Here is an 18,030-nt window from a genome sequence, read left to right as displayed (position 1 = left end):
TCTCCCCACCAGACCCTTCTATCTTCTAGCTTCTATCTTCTAGCTTCTAACCTCTAACCTCTAACCTCTCCCCTCGTACTGCTGGCTGTAATAATCCTGATAGCTGCCGGAGGTTACGTGGGTGAGCCACTCCTCATTTTGCAGGTACCAGTCTACGGTTTTTTCAATGCCCTCTTCAAACTGCAGGGAGGGCTGCCAGCCCAGTTCATGCATGATCTTGCTGGCATCGATGGCGTAGCGCAGGTCATGGCCGGCCCGGTCTTTTACAAAGGTGATGAGCTTTTCGGACTCCCCTTCGGGGCGGCCCAGCTTGCGGTCCATTACCTGGCAGAGCAGGCGTACAATGTCAATATTCTTCCACTCGTTGAAGCCGCCAATGTTGTAGGTTTCGCCGCTGGCCCCTTTGTGGAATACCACATCAATGGCCCGGGCGTGGTCTACCACATAGAGCCAATCCCGCACATTTTCGCCCTTGCCGTAAATGGGCAGGGGTTTATTGCTTTTGATGTTGTGGATGCAGAGGGGAATGAGCTTTTCCGGGAAGTGATTTGGCCCATAGTTGTTGGAGCAGTTGCTGATCACCGTTTGCATGCCGTACGTATTGGCATAGGCCCGCACAAAATGGTCGGATGAAGCCTTGGAGGCCGAGTAGGGCGACTGCGGATCGTAAGGGGTGGTCTCTACAAAATAGCCGCCATCGTGCAGGGAGCCGTACACCTCATCGGTGCTTACATGATAAAAGCGGTGCTTCTCATATTCGCCCTGCCAGGCCATGCGGGCGGCATTCAGCAGGTTAACCGTGCCTACCACATTGGTCATGATAAAGGCCATGGGGTCGGCAATGGAGCGGTCTACATGCGATTCGGCCGCCAGGTGAATAACATCGGTAATCCCATATTCCGCAAAGATCCGGTTCATCTCTCCGGCATCGCAGATATCGGCCTTTACAAACTGGTAATTTTCCCGCTCTTCAATGTCTTTGAGATTCTCCAGGTTGCCCGCATAGGTAAGGGCATCCAGGTTGATGATGCGGTACCGGGGATACCTGGTCACAAACAGGCGCACCACATGGGACCCTATAAAGCCGGCGCCGCCGGTAATGAGGATGTGCTTATCCATTTTTCTGTTCAGCTGTTATCTTTTGCTGCCAGCGCCAGGAGTCCCGCAGGGCATCTTCCAGCGAGTGTTGGGTCTGCCAGCCAAGTACCTTGTTGGCTTTGCCTACATCGGCCCATACCTTTTCCACATCGCCGGGGCGGCGGGGGCCTATCTGATAGTTGAGCGACTGGCCGCTTACAGCCTCAAAGGTACGAATTACTTCTAAAACCGTATTGCCCTGCCCGGTGCCTACATTCACCACATCATAAAAGGAGTTTTCTGCTGTATCCCGCAGATACTCAAAGGCTCTGATGTGGGCATCGGCCAGGTCCATCACATGAATATAGTCCCGCACGCAGGTGCCGTCAGGGGTGTTGTAATCCTCGCCAAATACCGTAAGCTTTTGGCGCAGGCCGGCGGCGGTCTGGGTCACAAAGGGGATCAGGTTGTTGGGCACCCCATTGGGCAGCTCGCCAATGAGGGCGCTGGGGTGAGCGCCTACAGGATTAAAGTAGCGCAGGGCTACCGCTTTTAACTTGCGGCCACTGCTTACCGCATCCTGCAGAATATCCTCGCAGATCTGCTTGGTGCGTCCATAGGGTGAATTGGCCGGTTTGATGGGGCTTTGCTCGGTAACGGGCAGCGCATCGGGCTGGCCGTAGACGGTGCATGAAGAGGAAAAGACCAGCTCGGCTACCCCGTACTGCTGCATCAGGTCCAGCAGCACCAGCAGCGAATCCAGGTTGTTGTGGTAGTACTTGAGGGGCTCGGCCACCGACTCGCCCACGGCTTTGTAGGCGGCAAAGTGAATTACCCCCTTAAGGTTGCTTTCTTTTTGAAAGATGGCCTCCATAGCGGAGCGGTCGGTACAATCGGCCTCATAAAAGGCGGGCTTGTACTGCAGGATCTGGGCCAGGCCCTGCAGCACTTTTTCCGATGAGTTGGCAAAGTTATCAACCAAAATAGGCTCATACCCAGCCGCAGCAAGTGCTACGGCTGTGTGTGAGCCTATATAGCCGGCGCCGCCGGTTACAAGGATCTTAGGCTTCATTCAGCTGAGGCTTCTGTAATACCTTTTTCTTAAAATATTCAAGGGTGGGTTGCAGGCCTTCGGCACGGCTGTACTTGGGCTCCCAGCCCAGCACCTCGCGCGCTACGGAAATATCCGGCTGGCGCTGCTTGGGATCGTCCTGCGGCAGCGGCTTGTAGATCACCTTCTGATCGGTACCCGTCAGGCGAATGATCTCCTCGGCAAACTCGCCTATGGTGATCTCCGAGGGGTTGCCAATGTTAACCGGATAGGCGTAGTCGCTCAGCAGCAGGCGGTAAATGCCTTCTACCAGGTCATCTACATAGCAGAAGGAGCGGGTTTGGGTGCCATCGCCAAATACGGTGAGGTCCTCGCCCCGCAGGGCCTGGCTTACAAAGGCAGGCAGCACGCGGCCATCATCCAGGCGCATGCGCGGACCATAGGTGTTAAAGATGCGCACAATGCGGGTTTCCAGGCCATGGTAGGTATGGTAGGCCATGGTCATGGCTTCCTGAAAGCGCTTGGCTTCGTCATACACCCCACGCGGGCCCACCGGGTTTACATTGCCCCAGTAGGTTTCTTTCTGCGGGTGCTCCAGCGGATCGCCGTATACCTCCGAGGTAGAGGCAATGAGCATGCGGGCGCCTTTGGCCTTGGCCAGGCCCAGCAGGTTATGCGTACCCAGTGAGCCCACCTTCAGGGTCTGAATGGGCATCTTCAGGTAATCAATTGGGCTGGCCGGAGAGGCAAAGTGCAGAATGTACTTGAGCTCACCGGGCACATGTACAAACTTGCTCACATCGCAGTGGTAGTACTCAAAATCGGGATGGCCCATCAGGTGCTCAATGTTTTCCATGGAGCCTGTGATGAGGTTGTCCATGGCAATCACATGATAGCCTTCCTTGATGAAGCGATCACAGAGGTGCGAGCCCAAAAAACCCGCACCTCCGGTCACTAAAACTTTTTCCTTAGGCATGTACTGCTTTTTTTACTTTTGGATTAACCGTTTGGCGACCTATGCTTACATAAGTATAGCCCAGTTCTTTCATTTGCTCAGGCTCGTAGAGGTTACGGCCGTCAAAAATCACCTTGTTGCTCAGTTTTTCGCTCAGCTGATCAAACTCAGGGGTGCGGAATACCGGCCACTCGGTCATGATCATCAGGGCATCGCAGCCATCAATGCAATCATACATGTTCTCGCACATTGAAATGCGGTCGCCCATGATCTCGCGCACATTTTCCATGCCTTCCGGATCGTAGGCTTTCACCTTGGCGCCGGCAGCCAGCAGCTCCTCTATATTATACAGGGCTGGTGCTTCGCGGATATCGTCGGTATAGGGCTTAAAGGACAGACCCCAGATGGCAATGGTTTTGCCGGCAAGGTCGCCATCAAAATACTCCTTCACCTGCGGGATCAGCTTGGTTTTCTGCTGCTGGTTTACATCCATTACCGCATCCAGGATCTTGAAGTCGTAGTTGACATCATCAGAAGAGCGGGCCAGGGCCTGCACATCTTTGGGGAAGCAGCTACCGCCATAGCCAATACCGGCAAACAGGAAGCGCTTGCCAATGCGGCTGTCGGTACCCACACCACGGCGTACGGCGTCTACATCGGCGCCCAGCAGTTCGCACAGGTTGGCAATCTCGTTCATGAAGGTGATCTTGGTGGCCAGGAAGGAGTTGGCCGCATACTTGGTGAGCTCGGCAGAGCGCTCGTCCATAAAGATCACCGGGTTGCCCTGGCGTACCAGCGGCGCATACAGCTGCTCCATTTTCTTGCGGGCCTTGGCAGACTCGGTGCCAATCACCACACGGTCGGGCTTCATGAAGTCTTCCACGGCCACACCTTCGCGTAGGAACTCGGGGTTGGATACCACATCGAACTCTACAGTAGCATTGGCAGCAATGCGGTCCCGCACTTTTTCGGCCGTACCAACGGGCACGGTGCTCTTATCTACAATAATGGTGTATTTATCCAGCAGGGGGCCCAGATCGTCGGCCACTTTCAGGATATATTTAAGGTCGGCAGAGCCGTCTTCGCCGGGAGGGGTTGGCAGGGCAAGGAAGATGATCTCCGCGCCTTTGATGCCTTCGGCCAGATCGGTGGTAAATTCCAGACGCTTTTGTTTGATGTTGCGCTCAAAGAGCACATCCAGGCCTGGCTCATAAATGGTGATCTTACCACTGCGGAGCTTGTTTACCTTGCGCTCGTCAATGTCTACGCAGGTTACGTGGTTGCCGGTTTCGGCAAAGCAAGTTCCGGTTACTAGGCCAACATAGCCTGTGCCAACTACTGCAATTCTCATAAATCAGCGGATTATTTTATTGGTTGATTAAAAAATAAAAGCGGTTAAATACTATTTAAGCAAGCTTTGTTACAAAGCTATCAGATTCTGAACGATAAAACCAAAATTTTTATGTTCTAAGGGTTGAGTTTCCTTTTTACGGTACGAACGAATGTTAGTTTGCCAATTGCTGCTATTTTCTTACTTTAGCAAGATGACAGAAGAAACTATTTTTCACCAAGCGGCTCAGGCCGGCATGAACTTCGACTACAACGAAAATCAGCGCATGATTGTTGACATGATCAACGACTTTGCGCGCCGGGAAATTGAGCCTTATCGCCGGGAGTGGGACGATCAACAGCACTTTCCGGTTGAGCTTTTTCGCAAAATGGGCGAATTGGGCCTAATGGGGGTGCTGGTGCCACACGAATACGGCGGTTCTGGCTTCGGCTATTTTGAATACGTAACTGCGCTCATGGAGTTGTCTAAATTTGACGGCGCTATCGGTCTGTCTATGGCAGCTCACAATTCGTTGTGCACCAACCACATTCTAATGTTTGGCAGCGAAGAGCAAAAGCGGCGCTATTTGCCCAAGCTGGCTACCGGCGAATGGATTGGCGCCTGGGGCCTTACCGAGCCCAATACCGGCTCTGACGCTGGCAATATGAGAACCGTGGCCAAGGATATGGGCGACCATTATCTTATTAACGGTGCCAAGAACTTTATTACCCACGGCAAATCCGGACAGGTGGCCGTGGTGATCGTGCGTACTGGTGAGGTGGGTGATTCCCGCGGCATGACAGCCTTTGTGATTGAAAAAGGCACCCCCGGCTTTAGTGCCGGCCGCAAGGAAGACAAGCTGGGCATGCGCGCCTCAGAAACCACCGAGCTTATTTTTGAAGACTGCAAAGTGCCCAAAGAAAATGTGCTGGGCGAGCTAGGCGAAGGTTTTATCCAGGCCATGAAGATCCTGGATGGCGGCCGCATTTCCATTGCAGCCCTAAGCCTGGGCATTGCCAAGGGGGCGCTGGAGGCCTCTGTGGCCTACTCCAAAGAGCGGCAGCAGTTTAACCAGCCCATTTCCAGTTTTCAGGGCATTGCCTTTAAGCTGGCCGATATGGCCACCAAGCTGGAGGCCGCTACGCTGCTTACCTTTCAGGCGGCAGCGCTGAAGAACGAGAACAAGCCGGTAACCAAAGAATCGGCCATGGCCAAGTATTTTGCCTCCGAAGTAGCCGTGGAGCTTTCTACGGAAGCAGTGCAGATTTTTGGCGGCTACGGCTACACCAAGGATTATCCGGTAGAGAAGCACTACCGCGACTCCAAGCTGTGCACCATCGGGGAGGGTACGTCCGAGATCCAGAAACTGGTTATTTTCCGCCAGTTGCTGAAATAGGCGCCCCCTTTTTGTAAAAATTTCAGGCCCATTTTAGGCGTTTCCGGAACGGAGAGGCCTAAAATGGGCTCTTTTTCTAGAAAATTTCGGAACTGTTCCGAAATAATTAGGCTTATCTAAAGGATGGGGCTATCTTTGTGCCCTGAAAAAATTCATTGTAACGCTAACGTATAGTGGGTATGCTAATAGTAAATGTAAAAGAAAACGAATCGATCGACAGAGCGCTGAGAAGACTGAAGAAAAAATCTCAAAGAGCCGGTACGCTTACCGAACTGCGTGCCCGCCAGTACTTTGAGAAGCCTTCTGTGGCCCGCCGCACCGAAAAGATCAAAGCTGCCTATCGCCAGAAGATGCAGCAGCAGGAGCAGCAGTAGTAGACGGCTGAGCGCTCACACCCGCTGTGAGCCTTTATTTTATCGCCTGTAGCTTTCCCGCTTGCGAATCATTTTTGAAAAATCTACTTTTGCGCACTTTGACTGCGAAAGGAGGTGTTTCAAGCATGATCGTCATCAACATCAACGATAACGAATCGATCGACAGAGCGCTTAAGCGTTTCAAGAAGAAATTCGAGCGTACAGGTGTGCTCAAAGAGCTGCGTGCCCGCACGCATTTCGAGAAACCTTCGATTGCCCGCCGTAGCGAACGGATCCGTGCGGCCTATCGCCAGCAAATGCAACAACTGGAGCAGCTATAATTCTATAGCCGCCAGCAAATAAAAGAGCCCGCTTTTGCGGGCTTTTTCTGTTTAAATTGATTAAGTTGGTCCTGCACACATGCACAGCCGCATGACCGAAAATTTTCTCCGATACCTGGCCTACGAGCGCCGCTACAGCGCCCATACCCTTACTGCCTACCAGGCCGACCTGGCCCAGTACCAAGCCTTTCTGGACCAGACCTTTGCCCTGCAGGACCCTGCGGCGGCCACCCATCAGAACATTCGCTCCTGGGTGCTATCGCTGGTAGAGGGGGGCATGTCGGCGCGCAGCGTAAACCGCAAAATGGCTACCTTACGTTCCTATTACAAGTTTCTGCTGAAGCGGGAGGCCATTCAGCAGGATCCTACCCTTAAGGTGCGGGCGCCCAAGGTGCAAAAGGGCCTGCCCCATTTTGTGCAGGAAGCCGAAATGGACCGTCTGCTGGATGGGATCCCCTTTCCTGATACCCTCGAGGGCTGGCGCGATCGCCTGGTGCTGGAGCTGCTCTATGGCACCGGCATACGCCTCTCGGAGCTGCTTCAGCTGCGGGTGCAAAATGTAAACCTGCACGAGGGAGTTATTAAGGTGCTGGGCAAGCGCAGCAAGGAGCGGGTAATTCCCATGGCCCGGCCGCTGCAGGCACTCATGCGCACATACCTGGCCACCCGTAGCACGGCCTTTGCCGGAGATGACCATCCCTACCTCATTTTAACCGATAAGGGCGAGCAGGCCTACCCCATGTTTGTGTACCGGCTGGTGCGCAAATACCTGGGCAGCTTTACCTCTTCTGAAAAACAAAGCCCCCATGTTTTGCGTCATACTTTTGCTACGCACCTGCTCAACAGAGGGGCCGATTTGAATGCCGTTAAAGATCTTTTAGGGCACAGCAGTCTGGCAGCTACCCAGGTATATACCCATAATTCTCTGGAGAAGCTGCGCAAGGTGTTTGAGCAGGCGCACCCTAAAGCATAAATAGAATTACTAACCCAAACTTGTGGAAGTATGAAACTGAACATCAATTATGTAGACCTGGATCAGGACAAACGCCTGAACGAATTCATCCAGAAGAAAGTAGATAAGCTTGAGACCTTTTATGATAGAATAGTATCTGGCGATGTATACCTGAAAAAGACCAATACGGCAGAAGAAACCTGCATTACGGAATTAAAGATATTTGTACCCGGCAGCTCACTCTTCACCAACAAGGAAGCAAAATCCTTTGAAGAAGGCATTGATGCCTGCGTAGAAGCCATGCGCCGCCAGATCCGCAAACTGAAGGAAAAGCAGGCCGCCCACCCGCAGCAGCCGTAAAGAGGTATGAGGTAAGAGGTATGAAGTACCTGCCTCGCCGGCAGGTGGGTGAGGTACAGAAGCACTTTCAGCCTTCCTACCTACATAAAAGAGAGGCCGCCCCGGAAACAGGGCGGCCTCTCTTTTTATAAGGATTTTGAACGTGTTTTAGGCAAAGGTGATTTCAGCGGTACGGTACCTCACCAGCCTGCCGGCGAGGCAGGTACCCCCTACCCGATACCCCTTACCTATATCCTACAAGCCAAAAGCCTTTTTGATCTGCTCTACGTGGTCCAGTTTCTCCCAGGAGAAAAACTCCAGCTGCTTTTTTTCCCGGCGGCGTACCTCATGGCGCTCGCTGCCATTCTCCTTTACATCCACCCGGTTGATCTCTACTTCATCCGTATAGGCATTGCGGCCCATGTGGCCGTAGGCGGCCGTAAGGCTAAAGATGGGATTCTTCAGGCCAAAGCGCTCTACAATGGCTTTGGGGCGCATGTCAAACAATTGGCTTACTACCCGGCTGATCTCGGCATCAGACATATCTACCCTGGCTTTGCCATAGGTGGTCACATTCAGCGACACGGGCTTGGCCACGCCTATGGCATAGGCTACCTGCACCAGTGCTTCTTCGCTAATGCCGGCGGCTACCAGGTTCTTGGCAATGTGGCGGGCGGCATAGGCCGCCGAGCGGTCAACCTTAGAGGAGTCTTTGCCCGAGAAGGCACCCCCTCCGTGGGCACCCTTGCCCCCGTAGGTATCCACAATAATCTTACGGCCGGTGAGGCCGGCATCGCCATGCGGGCCCCCAATCACAAACTTGCCGGTGGGGTTGATGTGGTAGATGGTATTTTCATCCAGCATCTCGGCCGGAATCACCTTCTTCACCACATGCTCGATCACATCGGTGCGGATCTTCTCCAGCATCAGGCGGTCGGCTTCGGCCTGGGCGGCAGCGCCCTCGCCTTTGGGCTGGATAAAGGAATCGTGCTGGGTAGACACCACCACGGTATGCACCCGGCGGGGGCGGTCGTTGTTGTCATACTCAATGGTTACCTGGGCTTTGGCATCGGGGCGCAGGTAAGGCATCAGGCCGGGGTTTTGCTTGCGGATATCGGCCAGCTCCTTCACCAGGCGGTGCGAGAATGCAAGGGCCATGGGCATGTACTCCGGGGTTTCGGTGGTGGCGTAGCCAAACATCATGCCCTGGTCGCCGGCACCCTGTTCTTTGTTGGAGCCCTCGTCTACTCCCTGCGCAATGTCGGGCGACTGGGAGTGCAGCGTTACCATTACGCCGCAGGATTCGGCATCGAACTTATAATCATCCTTGGTGTAGCCAATGCGCTTGATGGTTTCGCGTACCACTTCCGGAATTTCTACATAGGCCTTGGTGGTTACCTCGCCGCCTACCACTACCAGACCCGTAGTTACAAAGGTTTCGCAGGCCACGCGGGAGTCGGGGTCCTGGGCCAGCATGGCGTCCAGTATGGCATCGGAGATCTGGTCAGCGATCTTGTCCGGGTGGCCTTCCGAGACAGACTCGGAGGTAAATAAATATGACATGGTATATGATTCGGTTAAACTCGTGTACTAGTCCCGCAGGGGGTGAATCGCAAATTTGAAGAAAGCTGGTGCAATTCTCAACTATTGCCGGATTTTTTATAGGAGGGGGTATTGCCCAGGATGAAAATTGCGGGTTGCTTGTGAAGATCAGGCAGTTGCTGCTTCCATTGTTTGATGGAGCGGGTCTGTATAAACTCATCTGCTCCCGTAAGATTAGCAGCCACGCACAGCATGGTTTCGGGCTGGCAATGGGCCATCAGGTCCTTCAGCAGGGGGTTGTTGCGGTAGGGAGTTTCCATAAAGAGCTGGGTCTGGCCGCTGCGTACCCCCTTCTCCAGGCTTTTGATGGCATGGCTGCGCTCGGGGTTGCGCACCGGCAGGTACCCCCTGAAGGCAAAGTTTTGCCCATCCAGGCCGGAGGCCATCAGGGCCAGCAGAATGGAGGAGGGGCCTACCACGGGCACCACCTGTATGCCTTTTTCATGTGCCTGGGCTACGGCACGGGCGCCGGGATCGGCCACGCCGGGGCAGCCGGCCTCGGACAGAATGCCCATATCGTGCCCGTCCAGCAAGGGTTGCAGCAGGTGCGGCACCTGGTGGTCGGGAGTATCTTTGTTGAGTTCCTCTATGGACAGCTCTTCTATGGTAAGGCCCAGGCGCAGGCTGCTCAGAAAGCGGCGCGAGGTACGGGCCTCTTCACAGAGGTAATGGCGCAAGCTTTTAAAGAGCTCCATTGCCTGTGCGGGCAGCACGGCGGCGGCTGTATCGTCGGCCAGGGGGGTAGGCAGTAGAAAAAGTTTTCCCTTTTTGGGTGTTTGCATGGAGGCTGCTCGTATAAGGTATTAGATATGTATACTCAACTTGCCAAACTTCTGATGATTATGGGCGGCTTGCTGCTGCTGGCGGGAGTGGTTCTCTACTTTTTTGACCGGCTTCCCTTTGGCGGCCACCTGCCCGGCGATTTTGTAGTGAAGAAAAAGGGGTTTACCCTTTATTTTCCGCTGGCCACCAGCCTTGTCCTGAGCCTGCTGCTGTCGCTGGTGCTCTGGCTGATCATGCGTTTTCGCTGAAAAACCCCTTCATGGCCGCCACTACTTCCTGCGGCTTTTCGGCATGCACCCAGTGGCCGGCGCCGGCTATGCTCACCACTTTTGCCTGCGGAAAATGCTGCCGGATCAGGCCTTCGTCTTCGGTACGGATATAATCAGAATTGGCCCCCCCTATAAATAGGGTAGGTTTGTCAAAGATAGCGCCTTCCGGCAGGGGCTCCCCTACATTTTCAATTTTTTCTCGGATTACGGGCAGGTTTATTTTCCATTCAAAGCCCTGGCCGCCCTCGGAGCGGGTCAGGTTCTTGAGCAGAAACTGCCGGGTGCCCACATCCCGGATGTAGACGGCCATGGCCTCATCGGCTTCCTTGCGGCTTTTGAGCTGCTGCAGATCAATCGCCGAAAAAGCCTGTAGAATGGTCTGGTGGTGTACCGGATAAAAGCGCGGGGCAATATCGACCACCACCAGCTGGCGTACCCGCCCGGGATGGCTTACCGCCAGGTTCATCACCGCTTTACCCCCCATGGAGTGGCCTACAAAAATGGCGTCGGGCAGGCCCAGCTCGTCCAGCAGTTCTACCAGATCAGAGGCCATGGCGCTGTAGGTAAACTCGGCATCGTGCGGCGACTGGCCGTGGTTGCGGGCATCGGGCAGGATTACCCGGTACTCCTCTTCCAGCAGGCGGGCCACGCTCAGCCAGTTATCGCCTGCGCCAAAAAGCCCGTGGAGGATAATAAGGGGCTGGCCCTGGCCGGTTTCGCGGTAATAAAGGGTCATGTTTAGAAGTTAGATGTTAGAAGAAAGAAGCAAGAAGAAAGAAGCAAGAAGTAAGAAATAGGAGGTTGGGAGCAGGGGCCAGACTGAAAAAGGACGCTATTCTTACTTCTTGCTTCTTTCCTCTAACTTCTTTCCTCCCCCTTCTGTTCTCAATCCTTCAGCTGCGCCAGATACCGCCGGATGGTCTCTTCCAGGCCCAGGTAAAGGGCATCACTGATGAGGGCATGGCCGATGGAAACCTCCTCCAGGTAGGGGATGGCCTGTTTAAGGAAGGCCAGGTTGTCCAGGTCCAGGTCGTGGCCCGCATTCAGGCCCAGGCCCAGTGCTTTGGCGGCATAGGCAGCGTTGGTATAGGGCTTTACGGCCTCATGCCGGTTTTGGTGGTATCCGGTGGCATAGGCTTCGGTATAGAGCTCAATGCGGTCGGTACCGCACTGGGCGGCGCCTTCTACCATTTTTTCATCGGGATTCACAAAGATGGAGGTGCGTACGCCCCAGCCCTTCAGCGTCTGCAGGATCTCCTGCAGAAACTGGCGGTTGGCGTGGGTGTCCCAGCCGGCATTGGAGGTAAGCACATGGGGCGGATCGGGCACCAGGGTAGCCTGGGCCGGGCGTACCTTCTCGATCAGGTCCATGTAGCGCTGGTCGGGGTAGCCCTCTATGTTGAATTCGGTCTGCACTACCTCCTTCAGGGCCAGCACATCGCTGTAGCGGATGTGGCGCTCATCAGGCCGGGGGTGCACGGTAATGCCCTGGGCGCCAAAGCGCTCGCAGTCGCGGGCTACCTGCACCACATCGGGCCGGTTTCCGCCTCTGGAGTTGCGCAGGGTGGCTATTTTGTTGATATTAACGCTCAGCTTGGTCATATTCAGGGGGTATTGCGTAGGGAAGGTTTCGGTATCCGCCGGAAATCCCTACCTTTGCTGCGAAAGTACGTTTTTTTAGGGTTAAACCGAACTTTTTATGTCACTGAAGCTCCAGATCGAAGAAGATATCAAAACGGCCATGCGCTCCAAAGACAAGGACGAGCTGCGGGCCCTGCGCAGCATAAAATCCCTGATTCTGCTGGCCGAGACCGAAAAAGGCCATGATGGCGCCATGCTGCCCGAAACTGAGCTGAAGCTGCTCACCAAAGCGGCCAACCAGCGCCGGGAAGCGCTCTCCATTTATCAGGAGCAGGGCCGCACCGATCTGGCCGAAAAAGAAGCGGCCGAGCTGCGCGTGATAGAGCGCTACCTGCCCAAGCCCCTTAGCGAAGAAGAGATGCGGGCCGAGCTGCAGAAGATCATTGACCAGGTTGGGGCTACCGGCGCCAAGGATATGGGCAAGGTCATGGGGGCCGCCAGTAAATCCATGGCCGGCAAGGCCGATGGCAAAGCCCTGGCCGATATGGTAAAAAGCCTTCTCAACCAAATGGGCTAAGGTAGTTGAACGCTCTCGACCTGATCATTGTACTTTTGCTCATCTGGGGGGCAGTAAGCGGCTTTAGCAAAGGGCTGCTGCTGGAGGTATTTGGCATCATCGCCTTTGTGCTGGGCATAGTAGTAGGCTTAAAGATGCTACAGTGGAGCATCGACTGGCTGGGCCAGCATGTAGACATCCACGAGAGCATTGTGCCCTATGTGGCCTTCTTTATTCTGTTTGTGCTGGTGGTGGTGGGCATTAACCTGATGGGGCGTGTGGTAAGCAAAGCCCTGCACCTTACCTTTCTGGGCATTGTAGACAGCATGCTGGGCGCTGTGCTGGGGGTGCTGAAATGGGCCCTGGGCATCAGCGTACTGTTTTGGGTAGCCTCTACCATGGAGCTGGCCAGGCCGGGCGGCATGCTCACCCAATCCTGGTTCTATGATCTGCTGGCCCCCCTGGCGCCGGCCTTCTTTGACCTGATCGGGCAGGCGCTGCCGGTGGCCCGCAGGTTCTTTACCCCCTCTTCTGCCGACTAAGGGTTATGGTGCTGCTGCTGGACAATTTCGATTCCTTTACCTGGAACCTGGCCGACTACCTGCACCGCCTGGGGGCCGACTGCCGGGTAGTACAGAACGACCAGCCGCTGAGCGAGATCAAAAAGATCCCCTTTACGGGCCTGATCCTCTCGCCCGGCCCGCAAACGCCGGCCAAAGCAGGCTGCCTCATGGAAGTGATTCACCAGTATCATGATAAAGTACCGGTGCTGGGCGTTTGCCTGGGGCACCAGGCCCTGGGGGAGTACTTTGGCGCCGAGCTGCACAAGGCGGCCCGGCCCATGCATGGCAAAATTTCTTCCATAGTCTGCCAGCCGGACCCTATCTTTGCCGGCCTGCCCCGCCAGCTGCAGGTGGTGCGCTACCATTCGTTGCTGTTGCGCCAGCTGCCGCCCTCCCTGGAATCCATAGCCGAAACCGCCTCTGGAGAGCTGATGGCCCTGCGTCACCGCAGCCTGCCCATCCGGGGGGTGCAGTTTCATCCGGAGGCCATTCTAACAGAAGGTGGGTTGGCATTGTTAAAAAATTGGCTTAGTTTTAATCATCTTGCCGGCCCGCACAGAGAGGGCCATTCGCAAATTCAAGACACATGAAGTTATCTGTAAAAGAGGAAGGAGATTTCCAGTATATCGACGAAGGCCAGGGAAAGGTGCTGCTGCTCCTGCACGGCCTTTTTGGGGCGCTGAGCAACTGGGAAAGTGTTGTAAATCGTTTTAAAGGCGAGTACCGGGTGGTGATTCCCATGCTGCCTATTTACGAGATGCCCATTCGCAAGGCCGACCTGGAGGGCCTGCAGCTGCACCTGGAAGCCTTTGTAAAGCATTTTAAGCTGGAGCGCATGACGGTGATGGGCAATTCCCTGGGCGGGCACATAGCCCTGCTCTATACCCTGGCCCATCCCGATAAGGTAGAGCGGCTGGTGCTTACCGGCAGCTCGGGCCTGTTTGAGAATGCCATGGGCGGCTCCTACCCCAAGCGGGGCAGCTATGAGTATATCAAGGAGCGTGTGGAATACACGTTTTACGATCCAAAAACAGCTACCAAGGAGTATGTTGATGAGGTGTTTGAAACCACCAAGAGCATTCCCAAGTGCATGCGCATAGTGTCCATAGCCAAATCGGCTCAGCGGCACAACCTGGCTGGGGAGCTTCCCAACATCAAGGCGCCTACGCTGCTCATCTGGGGGCTCAACGACACCATTACCCCCCCAATGGTGGCCCATGAGTTTAACCGGCTCATCCCCAACTCTACGCTGCGCTTTATTGATAAGTGCTGCCATGCCCCCATGATGGAGCATCCTGAAAAATTTAACCAGATCCTGAGTGACTATTTGAGCCAGACGAACGTTAGCCCTGCATGATCGCAACCGAACTGATAAACCCCATTATACCACCCCTGGATCCGTCCGATCTGGCCGAGAAGGCTCTGCACTGGATGGAAGAGCTGCGCGTAAGCCAGCTGCCGGTGGTAAGCCAGGGGGTATATGCAGGCCTGCTGCGCGATGATGCCATTCTGGAGAACAGCCAGCAGAAAAAACCGGTGGGCAGCCTTCCGCTGGTAGACAAGAACTGCTTTGTGTATGAGAACCAGCATTTTTATGATGTGATCCGGGTGGCCTCCGAGTTTGGCGTACAAACCGTGGCGGTGCTGGATGGCGACGGTCAGTTTCAGGGGGTGATTACGCTGGAAGATACCATTGCCGCCTTTGCCCAGACGGCCGCCGTACAAAGCCCGGGCGCTATCCTGATCATTTCTATGAATCAGGTAGACTACTCCATGGCCGAGGTGAGCCGCCTGATTGAGTCCGAAGGGGGTAAGATCCTGTTCAGCAGCGTAGGCACCGACCTGCAAGACCCCAGCCGCATTAAACTTACGCTCAAGATCAATAAAAAAGACGTATCGCGCATCATAGCCACCCTGGAGCGCTTTGGCTACAAGATTATTGCTACCTTTCAGGAAACCGAGGTGATGTCCAATGATCGGGAGCGACTGGACATGCTGATGCGTTTTCTGGAAATTTAATTTTGTTTTTTTAGATGAGGATAGCCCTGCATGCTAAAGCGGTACACCCGGATAGCATCCCCTACATGCGCCAGGTGGTAGAGGAGCTGGTAGCACGGGGAGCGGAGTTGTTTATTTCCAAAACCTTTCAGAAGCACCTGCACAATTTTGGCGAGAGTTTTCCGGATGCGCGCCTGTTCTCCCGCACAGATAGCCTGGAGGGCATGGATTTTATCTTTAGCCTGGGCGGTGATGGCACCCTGCTGGATACCATCACCTATATAGGCGCCCTGGAGTTGCCCGTAGTGGGCATTAATACCGGCCGGCTGGGCTTTTTGGCCACCATGCCCAAAGACAAGATCCGGGAAGTGATAGATGCCCTCTACAACAGCTACTTCAGCTACGATTACCGCTCGCTTATTCACCTGGATGCCGATCAGGATCTTTTTGAGGGGCGCAATTACGGCCTCAACGAATTTACCATCCTTAAAAAGGACACCTCCTCTATGATTGTGGTGCATACCTACATCGATGGGGAGTTTCTGAACTCCTACTGGGCCGATGGTCTGATAGTAGCAACACCCACCGGATCAACGGGTTACTCGCTTAGCTGCGGCGGGCCACTGGTGCTGCCCCAGTCCAACAACTTTGTGGTTACGCCGGTGAGCCCGCATAACCTTTATGTGCGGCCTATGGTTGTTTCAGATAACAGTGTTATTTCCTTTGAGATCGAGGGCCGGAGCAACCACTTTCTGGTTTCGCTGGATTCGCGCTCCCGAACGGTTGATGCCAGTGTGCAGATGGCCGTACGGAAAGAAGCCTTCAGGGCAAAGCTGGTAAAGCTGTCAGATTATAATTTCTTCGATACCCTGCGCCAGAAGTTAAACTGGGGCTTGGATAATCGCAATTAATTATTTTTTTAAGGAAGTTTTTTTAGTTTTGTGTGTAACGAGCACTATTGTTGTCTGGTCCCGGGTTTTTTACTTTGCCGCTTATGAAGAAGCTTTACGCCTTTCTTTTTCTTTTTGCCTTGTTGGTGGTATGTGCTGAAGAGGTCATGGCGCAGCGCAGGGGCTCAATTGGGCATTACCGCGGCAACATCAATGCCTTCAACCGCAAGAAGCGCTATATTTCCATAGGCGGCAGCATTAACTCGCTCAACTATTTTGGCGACCTGGCGCCCAAGAACCGCATTGCCAGTACCGATATTAGCTTTACCCGCCCCGGCATTTCCTTTATGGCCCAGTATCGCATGGGGCCAGCCTTTAGCATGCGCGGCAACTTTATGTGGGGCCGCCTGCGGGGCGATGATGATACCTCTGATTTTGCCCCCGGTACCGATGAGTCTACCTACCGCTTTCAGCGCAACCTGCACTTTCGCAACGACATCAAAGAACTGTCGGTACTCTTTGTTTTTGACCTGAAGGCACACGGGCGCACCTTTATTACCCGCCCGGAGCTGGTTCCTTATGTATTCTTTGGCGGAGCGGTCTTCCACCACAACCCCAAGGCCCGGGTACCCAATACCGACTATGTGCACTATGTGACCAGCCCCAGCGAAATACAGGTAAATGACCCCCGCTATGCAGCCAACCCCGGCGAGTGGATCTCCCTGAAGCCCCTGCAGACCGAAGGAAAAAGTTACAGCAATTTTGCCTTTGCCATACCAGTGGGCGCCGGTGTGCGTTATAAACTGAGCCGCTACCTGGACCTCTCCTTTGAGATGTCCTACCGGCAAACTTTTACCGACTATCTGGACGACGTAAGCGGGGATTACATCAACCCCGAAGATTTTGACCAGATCCATGGCGACCCCCGGGTAGCCAACCTGGCCCGCCTAATGGCCTACCGGAGCAATGAGATTCGGGAAGATGGGGCACTGTGGCAGGAGATGGTGGAGTTTCAGGGAACCCGTACCCACAGCTGGAACAACCCCCTGGGCGCTAACGAGTACCTTCACCTCAATGGCTATGGCACAGCCGGAAGGGATCACATACGCGGTAAAGACGATAAAGACGTTTATTTGGTATCAACCCTCTCGTTGACCTACATTATTGGAACGAACATCAGGAATGCAAAATTCAGGTAAGATCAGGATTGTGAAGATGTTAGAGGGAAAACCCACCCGGGTTTTTCCTTTTTTTATGGCCTTGCTCCTATGCGCTTCACTGGCGCAGGGGCAGATACATGAAGTGGGGGTCTCCCTGGGCGCTACCAACTATGTGGGCGATCTGGTGCCTACCTACCAGCTGAAAAATCATCGCCTGGCCGGCGCCCTGCTGTACCGCTACAACCTCAGCAGCCATACCAGCCTGCGGGCCAATGTGATGCTGGGCAAGCTGGCTGGCAGTGATGATCCGGCCTACGATGCCTTTGGCGAAGCCCGCAAGCGCGGCCAGTTCAGCAACTGGATGAACGAGGCCGCCCTGCTGTTTGAGTATAATTTTCTGGATTATAAGAATCCGTCCAAGGACCTGGTACGCTGGTCGCCCTACCTGGTGGCAGGCCTGGGCGTGCTGGTGCTGCATGGCTATGAGCCCTACCAGGAGGGCCTGGCGCCCGGCACGGCCTATGCCCGGGGCCGCAAGACCACCGATTTCAAAAATGTACAGCCCGTTGTGCCCCTGGGCCTGGGGGTAAAGTACCGCCTGAGCCCCTACTGGACCCTGAGTGGGGAGTGGAGCGCCCGCAAAACCTTCTTCGATTACATTGATAACACAGGGGCCATTCCGGAAGGGCATGTGGCTAAAGACTTTCAGTACGGCAATATCAGCCATAAAGACTGGTATTTCTTTACCGGCATTTCGCTGAGCTATACCTTCTGGACCATACCCTGTCCTTACCTCTTTGATAATAAGTCCCGTCTGTAAAGAAACTTAATGAT

Annotated in this window: 22 protein-coding genes; 14 read left to right on the top strand and 8 right to left on the bottom strand. The window is 54.5% G+C overall.

Going from position 1 to position 18,030, the window contains the following annotated elements; genetic code table 11:
* Positions 1 to 60 precede the first annotated feature (60 nt).
* From rfbB to ADICEAN_RS05270, 4 genes are read right to left on the bottom strand one after another with little or no spacing between them, the layout of a single operon-like run.
* On the bottom strand, positions 61 to 1,119 hold the full coding sequence (rfbB, locus tag ADICEAN_RS05285) for a dTDP-glucose 4,6-dehydratase (protein WP_009194507.1): 1,059 nt from the start codon (positions 1,117 to 1,119) through the stop codon (positions 61 to 63).
* A complete protein-coding gene (gene galE, locus ADICEAN_RS05280; protein WP_009194506.1) occupies positions 1,112 to 2,149 on the bottom strand; it encodes a UDP-glucose 4-epimerase GalE in 1,038 nt (345 codons plus the stop codon). The genes rfbB and galE overlap by 8 nt, the downstream gene beginning before the upstream one ends.
* A complete protein-coding gene (locus ADICEAN_RS05275) occupies positions 2,139 to 3,104 on the bottom strand; it encodes a UDP-glucuronic acid decarboxylase family protein (protein WP_009194505.1) in 966 nt (321 codons plus the stop codon). The genes galE and ADICEAN_RS05275 overlap by 11 nt, the downstream gene beginning before the upstream one ends.
* Complete coding sequence (locus ADICEAN_RS05270; protein WP_009194504.1) at positions 3,097 to 4,434, bottom strand: UDP-glucose dehydrogenase family protein; 1,338 nt, start codon at positions 4,432 to 4,434, stop codon at positions 3,097 to 3,099. Before ADICEAN_RS05270 ends, ADICEAN_RS05275 begins: the two co-directional genes overlap by 8 nt.
* A 193-nt stretch (positions 4,435 to 4,627) precedes the next feature.
* Here ADICEAN_RS05270 and ADICEAN_RS05265 point away from each other — a divergent pair, with 193 nt between their 5' ends.
* The 5 genes from ADICEAN_RS05265 to hpf all read left to right on the top strand — a co-directional run bounded on the left by ADICEAN_RS05265 (position 4,628) and on the right by hpf (position 7,815).
* Positions 4,628 to 5,809 carry an acyl-CoA dehydrogenase family protein gene (locus ADICEAN_RS05265; RefSeq protein WP_394330743.1) on the top strand — a complete coding sequence of 394 codons (1,182 nt, stop codon included), beginning with the start codon at positions 4,628 to 4,630 and terminating at the stop codon, positions 5,807 to 5,809.
* 179 nt (positions 5,810 to 5,988) lie between these two features.
* On the top strand, positions 5,989 to 6,183 hold the full coding sequence (gene rpsU, locus ADICEAN_RS05260; protein ID WP_009194502.1) for a 30S ribosomal protein S21: 195 nt from the start codon (positions 5,989 to 5,991) through the stop codon (positions 6,181 to 6,183).
* Positions 6,184 to 6,308: 125 nt separating this feature from the next.
* Positions 6,309 to 6,503, top strand: a complete 195-nt coding sequence (rpsU, locus tag ADICEAN_RS05255) for a 30S ribosomal protein S21 (protein WP_009194501.1) — start codon at positions 6,309 to 6,311, stop codon at positions 6,501 to 6,503.
* Between the two features lie 91 nt (positions 6,504 to 6,594).
* Positions 6,595 to 7,476: a tyrosine-type recombinase/integrase gene (locus ADICEAN_RS05250; RefSeq protein WP_040396310.1), complete on the top strand. Its 882-nt coding sequence runs from the start codon at positions 6,595 to 6,597 to the stop codon at positions 7,474 to 7,476.
* Positions 7,477 to 7,506: 30 nt separating this feature from the next.
* On the top strand, positions 7,507 to 7,815 hold the full coding sequence (gene hpf, locus ADICEAN_RS05245) for a ribosome hibernation-promoting factor, HPF/YfiA family (protein WP_009194499.1): 309 nt from the start codon (positions 7,507 to 7,509) through the stop codon (positions 7,813 to 7,815).
* Positions 7,816 to 8,049: 234 nt separating this feature from the next.
* Here the strand turns inward: hpf and metK are convergent, their stop codons facing one another.
* Both metK and ADICEAN_RS05235 read right to left on the bottom strand, forming a co-directional pair.
* Positions 8,050 to 9,357 (bottom strand): methionine adenosyltransferase, encoded by a 1,308-nt coding sequence (gene metK / locus ADICEAN_RS05240; RefSeq protein WP_009194498.1) that lies wholly within the window; start codon positions 9,355 to 9,357, stop codon positions 8,050 to 8,052.
* A gap of 77 nt (positions 9,358 to 9,434) precedes the next feature.
* Complete coding sequence (locus ADICEAN_RS05235; protein WP_009194497.1) at positions 9,435 to 10,178, bottom strand: SAM-dependent methyltransferase; 744 nt, start codon at positions 10,176 to 10,178, stop codon at positions 9,435 to 9,437.
* 27 nt (positions 10,179 to 10,205) lie between these two features.
* Between ADICEAN_RS05235 and ADICEAN_RS05230 the strand changes: the two genes are divergently transcribed.
* Positions 10,206 to 10,427, top strand: a complete 222-nt coding sequence (locus ADICEAN_RS05230; protein ID WP_040396306.1) for a DUF2905 domain-containing protein — start codon at positions 10,206 to 10,208, stop codon at positions 10,425 to 10,427.
* Here the strand turns inward: ADICEAN_RS05230 and ADICEAN_RS05225 are convergent.
* On the bottom strand, positions 10,411 to 11,184 hold the full coding sequence (locus ADICEAN_RS05225) for an alpha/beta fold hydrolase (protein WP_009194495.1): 774 nt from the start codon (positions 11,182 to 11,184) through the stop codon (positions 10,411 to 10,413). The two genes, ADICEAN_RS05230 and ADICEAN_RS05225, sit on opposite strands and share 17 nt — an antisense overlap.
* Before the next feature lie 149 nt (positions 11,185 to 11,333).
* Entirely contained in the window at positions 11,334 to 12,050 is a 717-nt protein-coding gene (locus ADICEAN_RS05220; RefSeq protein ID WP_009194494.1) for a pyridoxine 5'-phosphate synthase, read from the bottom strand.
* 97 nt (positions 12,051 to 12,147) lie between these two features.
* Between ADICEAN_RS05220 and ADICEAN_RS05215 the strand changes: the two genes are divergently transcribed.
* From ADICEAN_RS05215 to porG, 8 genes are all read left to right on the top strand, one after another.
* Positions 12,148 to 12,606 (top strand): GatB/YqeY domain-containing protein, encoded by a 459-nt coding sequence (locus tag ADICEAN_RS05215; RefSeq protein ID WP_009194493.1) that lies wholly within the window; start codon positions 12,148 to 12,150, stop codon positions 12,604 to 12,606.
* Between the two features lie 5 nt (positions 12,607 to 12,611).
* Entirely contained in the window at positions 12,612 to 13,127 is a 516-nt protein-coding gene (locus ADICEAN_RS05210) for a CvpA family protein (protein ID WP_009194492.1), read from the top strand.
* A gap of 5 nt (positions 13,128 to 13,132) precedes the next feature.
* Entirely contained in the window at positions 13,133 to 13,738 is a 606-nt protein-coding gene (locus ADICEAN_RS05205; protein ID WP_009194491.1) for an anthranilate synthase component II, read from the top strand.
* Positions 13,735 to 14,505 (top strand): alpha/beta fold hydrolase, encoded by a 771-nt coding sequence (locus ADICEAN_RS05200; protein ID WP_009194490.1) that lies wholly within the window; start codon positions 13,735 to 13,737, stop codon positions 14,503 to 14,505. Before ADICEAN_RS05205 ends, ADICEAN_RS05200 begins: the two co-directional genes overlap by 4 nt.
* Complete coding sequence (locus tag ADICEAN_RS05195; RefSeq protein ID WP_009194489.1) at positions 14,502 to 15,167, top strand: CBS domain-containing protein; 666 nt, start codon at positions 14,502 to 14,504, stop codon at positions 15,165 to 15,167. Before ADICEAN_RS05200 ends, ADICEAN_RS05195 begins: the two co-directional genes overlap by 4 nt.
* Before the next feature lie 14 nt (positions 15,168 to 15,181).
* Positions 15,182 to 16,057 carry an NAD kinase gene (locus tag ADICEAN_RS05190; RefSeq protein WP_009194488.1) on the top strand — a complete coding sequence of 292 codons (876 nt, stop codon included), beginning with the start codon at positions 15,182 to 15,184 and terminating at the stop codon, positions 16,055 to 16,057.
* 83 nt (positions 16,058 to 16,140) lie between these two features.
* Complete coding sequence (locus tag ADICEAN_RS05185; RefSeq protein WP_009194487.1) at positions 16,141 to 17,235, top strand: DUF6089 family protein; 1,095 nt, start codon at positions 16,141 to 16,143, stop codon at positions 17,233 to 17,235.
* On the top strand, positions 17,219 to 18,016 hold the full coding sequence (porG, locus tag ADICEAN_RS05180; RefSeq protein ID WP_040396305.1) for a type IX secretion system protein PorG: 798 nt from the start codon (positions 17,219 to 17,221) through the stop codon (positions 18,014 to 18,016). Before ADICEAN_RS05185 ends, porG begins: the two co-directional genes overlap by 17 nt.
* The last annotated feature ends 14 nt before the right edge of the window (positions 18,017 to 18,030 follow it).

The organism is Cesiribacter andamanensis AMV16 (genome assembly GCF_000348925.1).
Taxonomy (GTDB): Bacteria; Bacteroidota; Bacteroidia; order Cytophagales; family Cyclobacteriaceae; genus Cesiribacter; species Cesiribacter andamanensis.
This window is presented reverse-complemented; position numbering and strand designations above follow the sequence as displayed.

What these genes read in the sequence shown, in the direction of transcription:
- ADICEAN_RS05270 (WP_009194504.1), bottom strand. Translation starts at nt 4,434, where the DNA reads ATGAGAATTGCAGTAGTTGGCACAGGCTATGTTGGCCTAGTAACCGGA.
- metK (WP_009194498.1), bottom strand. Translation starts at nt 9,357, where the DNA reads ATGTCATATTTATTTACCTCCGAGTCTGTCTCGGAAGGCCACCCGGAC.
- porG (WP_040396305.1), top strand. Translation starts at nt 17,219, where the DNA reads ATGCAAAATTCAGGTAAGATCAGGATTGTGAAGATGTTAGAGGGAAAA.
- ADICEAN_RS05205 (WP_009194491.1), top strand. Translation starts at nt 13,133, where the DNA reads ATGGTGCTGCTGCTGGACAATTTCGATTCCTTTACCTGGAACCTGGCC.
- ADICEAN_RS05235 (WP_009194497.1), bottom strand. Translation starts at nt 10,178, where the DNA reads ATGCAAACACCCAAAAAGGGAAAACTTTTTCTACTGCCTACCCCCCTG.
- ADICEAN_RS05215 (WP_009194493.1), top strand. Translation starts at nt 12,148, where the DNA reads ATGTCACTGAAGCTCCAGATCGAAGAAGATATCAAAACGGCCATGCGC.
- ADICEAN_RS05250 (WP_040396310.1), top strand. Translation starts at nt 6,595, where the DNA reads ATGACCGAAAATTTTCTCCGATACCTGGCCTACGAGCGCCGCTACAGC.
- rfbB (WP_009194507.1), bottom strand. Translation starts at nt 1,119, where the DNA reads ATGGATAAGCACATCCTCATTACCGGCGGCGCCGGCTTTATAGGGTCC.
- ADICEAN_RS05275 (WP_009194505.1), bottom strand. Translation starts at nt 3,104, where the DNA reads ATGCCTAAGGAAAAAGTTTTAGTGACCGGAGGTGCGGGTTTTTTGGGC.
- rpsU (WP_009194501.1), top strand. Translation starts at nt 6,309, where the DNA reads ATGATCGTCATCAACATCAACGATAACGAATCGATCGACAGAGCGCTT.
- galE (WP_009194506.1), bottom strand. Translation starts at nt 2,149, where the DNA reads ATGAAGCCTAAGATCCTTGTAACCGGCGGCGCCGGCTATATAGGCTCA.
- ADICEAN_RS05195 (WP_009194489.1), top strand. Translation starts at nt 14,502, where the DNA reads ATGATCGCAACCGAACTGATAAACCCCATTATACCACCCCTGGATCCG.
- hpf (WP_009194499.1), top strand. Translation starts at nt 7,507, where the DNA reads ATGAAACTGAACATCAATTATGTAGACCTGGATCAGGACAAACGCCTG.
- ADICEAN_RS05200 (WP_009194490.1), top strand. Translation starts at nt 13,735, where the DNA reads ATGAAGTTATCTGTAAAAGAGGAAGGAGATTTCCAGTATATCGACGAA.
- ADICEAN_RS05265 (WP_394330743.1), top strand. Translation starts at nt 4,628, where the DNA reads ATGACAGAAGAAACTATTTTTCACCAAGCGGCTCAGGCCGGCATGAAC.
- ADICEAN_RS05230 (WP_040396306.1), top strand. Translation starts at nt 10,206, where the DNA reads ATGTATACTCAACTTGCCAAACTTCTGATGATTATGGGCGGCTTGCTG.
- ADICEAN_RS05190 (WP_009194488.1), top strand. Translation starts at nt 15,182, where the DNA reads ATGAGGATAGCCCTGCATGCTAAAGCGGTACACCCGGATAGCATCCCC.
- rpsU (WP_009194502.1), top strand. Translation starts at nt 5,989, where the DNA reads ATGCTAATAGTAAATGTAAAAGAAAACGAATCGATCGACAGAGCGCTG.
- ADICEAN_RS05185 (WP_009194487.1), top strand. Translation starts at nt 16,141, where the DNA reads ATGAAGAAGCTTTACGCCTTTCTTTTTCTTTTTGCCTTGTTGGTGGTA.
- ADICEAN_RS05225 (WP_009194495.1), bottom strand. Translation starts at nt 11,184, where the DNA reads ATGACCCTTTATTACCGCGAAACCGGCCAGGGCCAGCCCCTTATTATC.
- ADICEAN_RS05220 (WP_009194494.1), bottom strand. Translation starts at nt 12,050, where the DNA reads ATGACCAAGCTGAGCGTTAATATCAACAAAATAGCCACCCTGCGCAAC.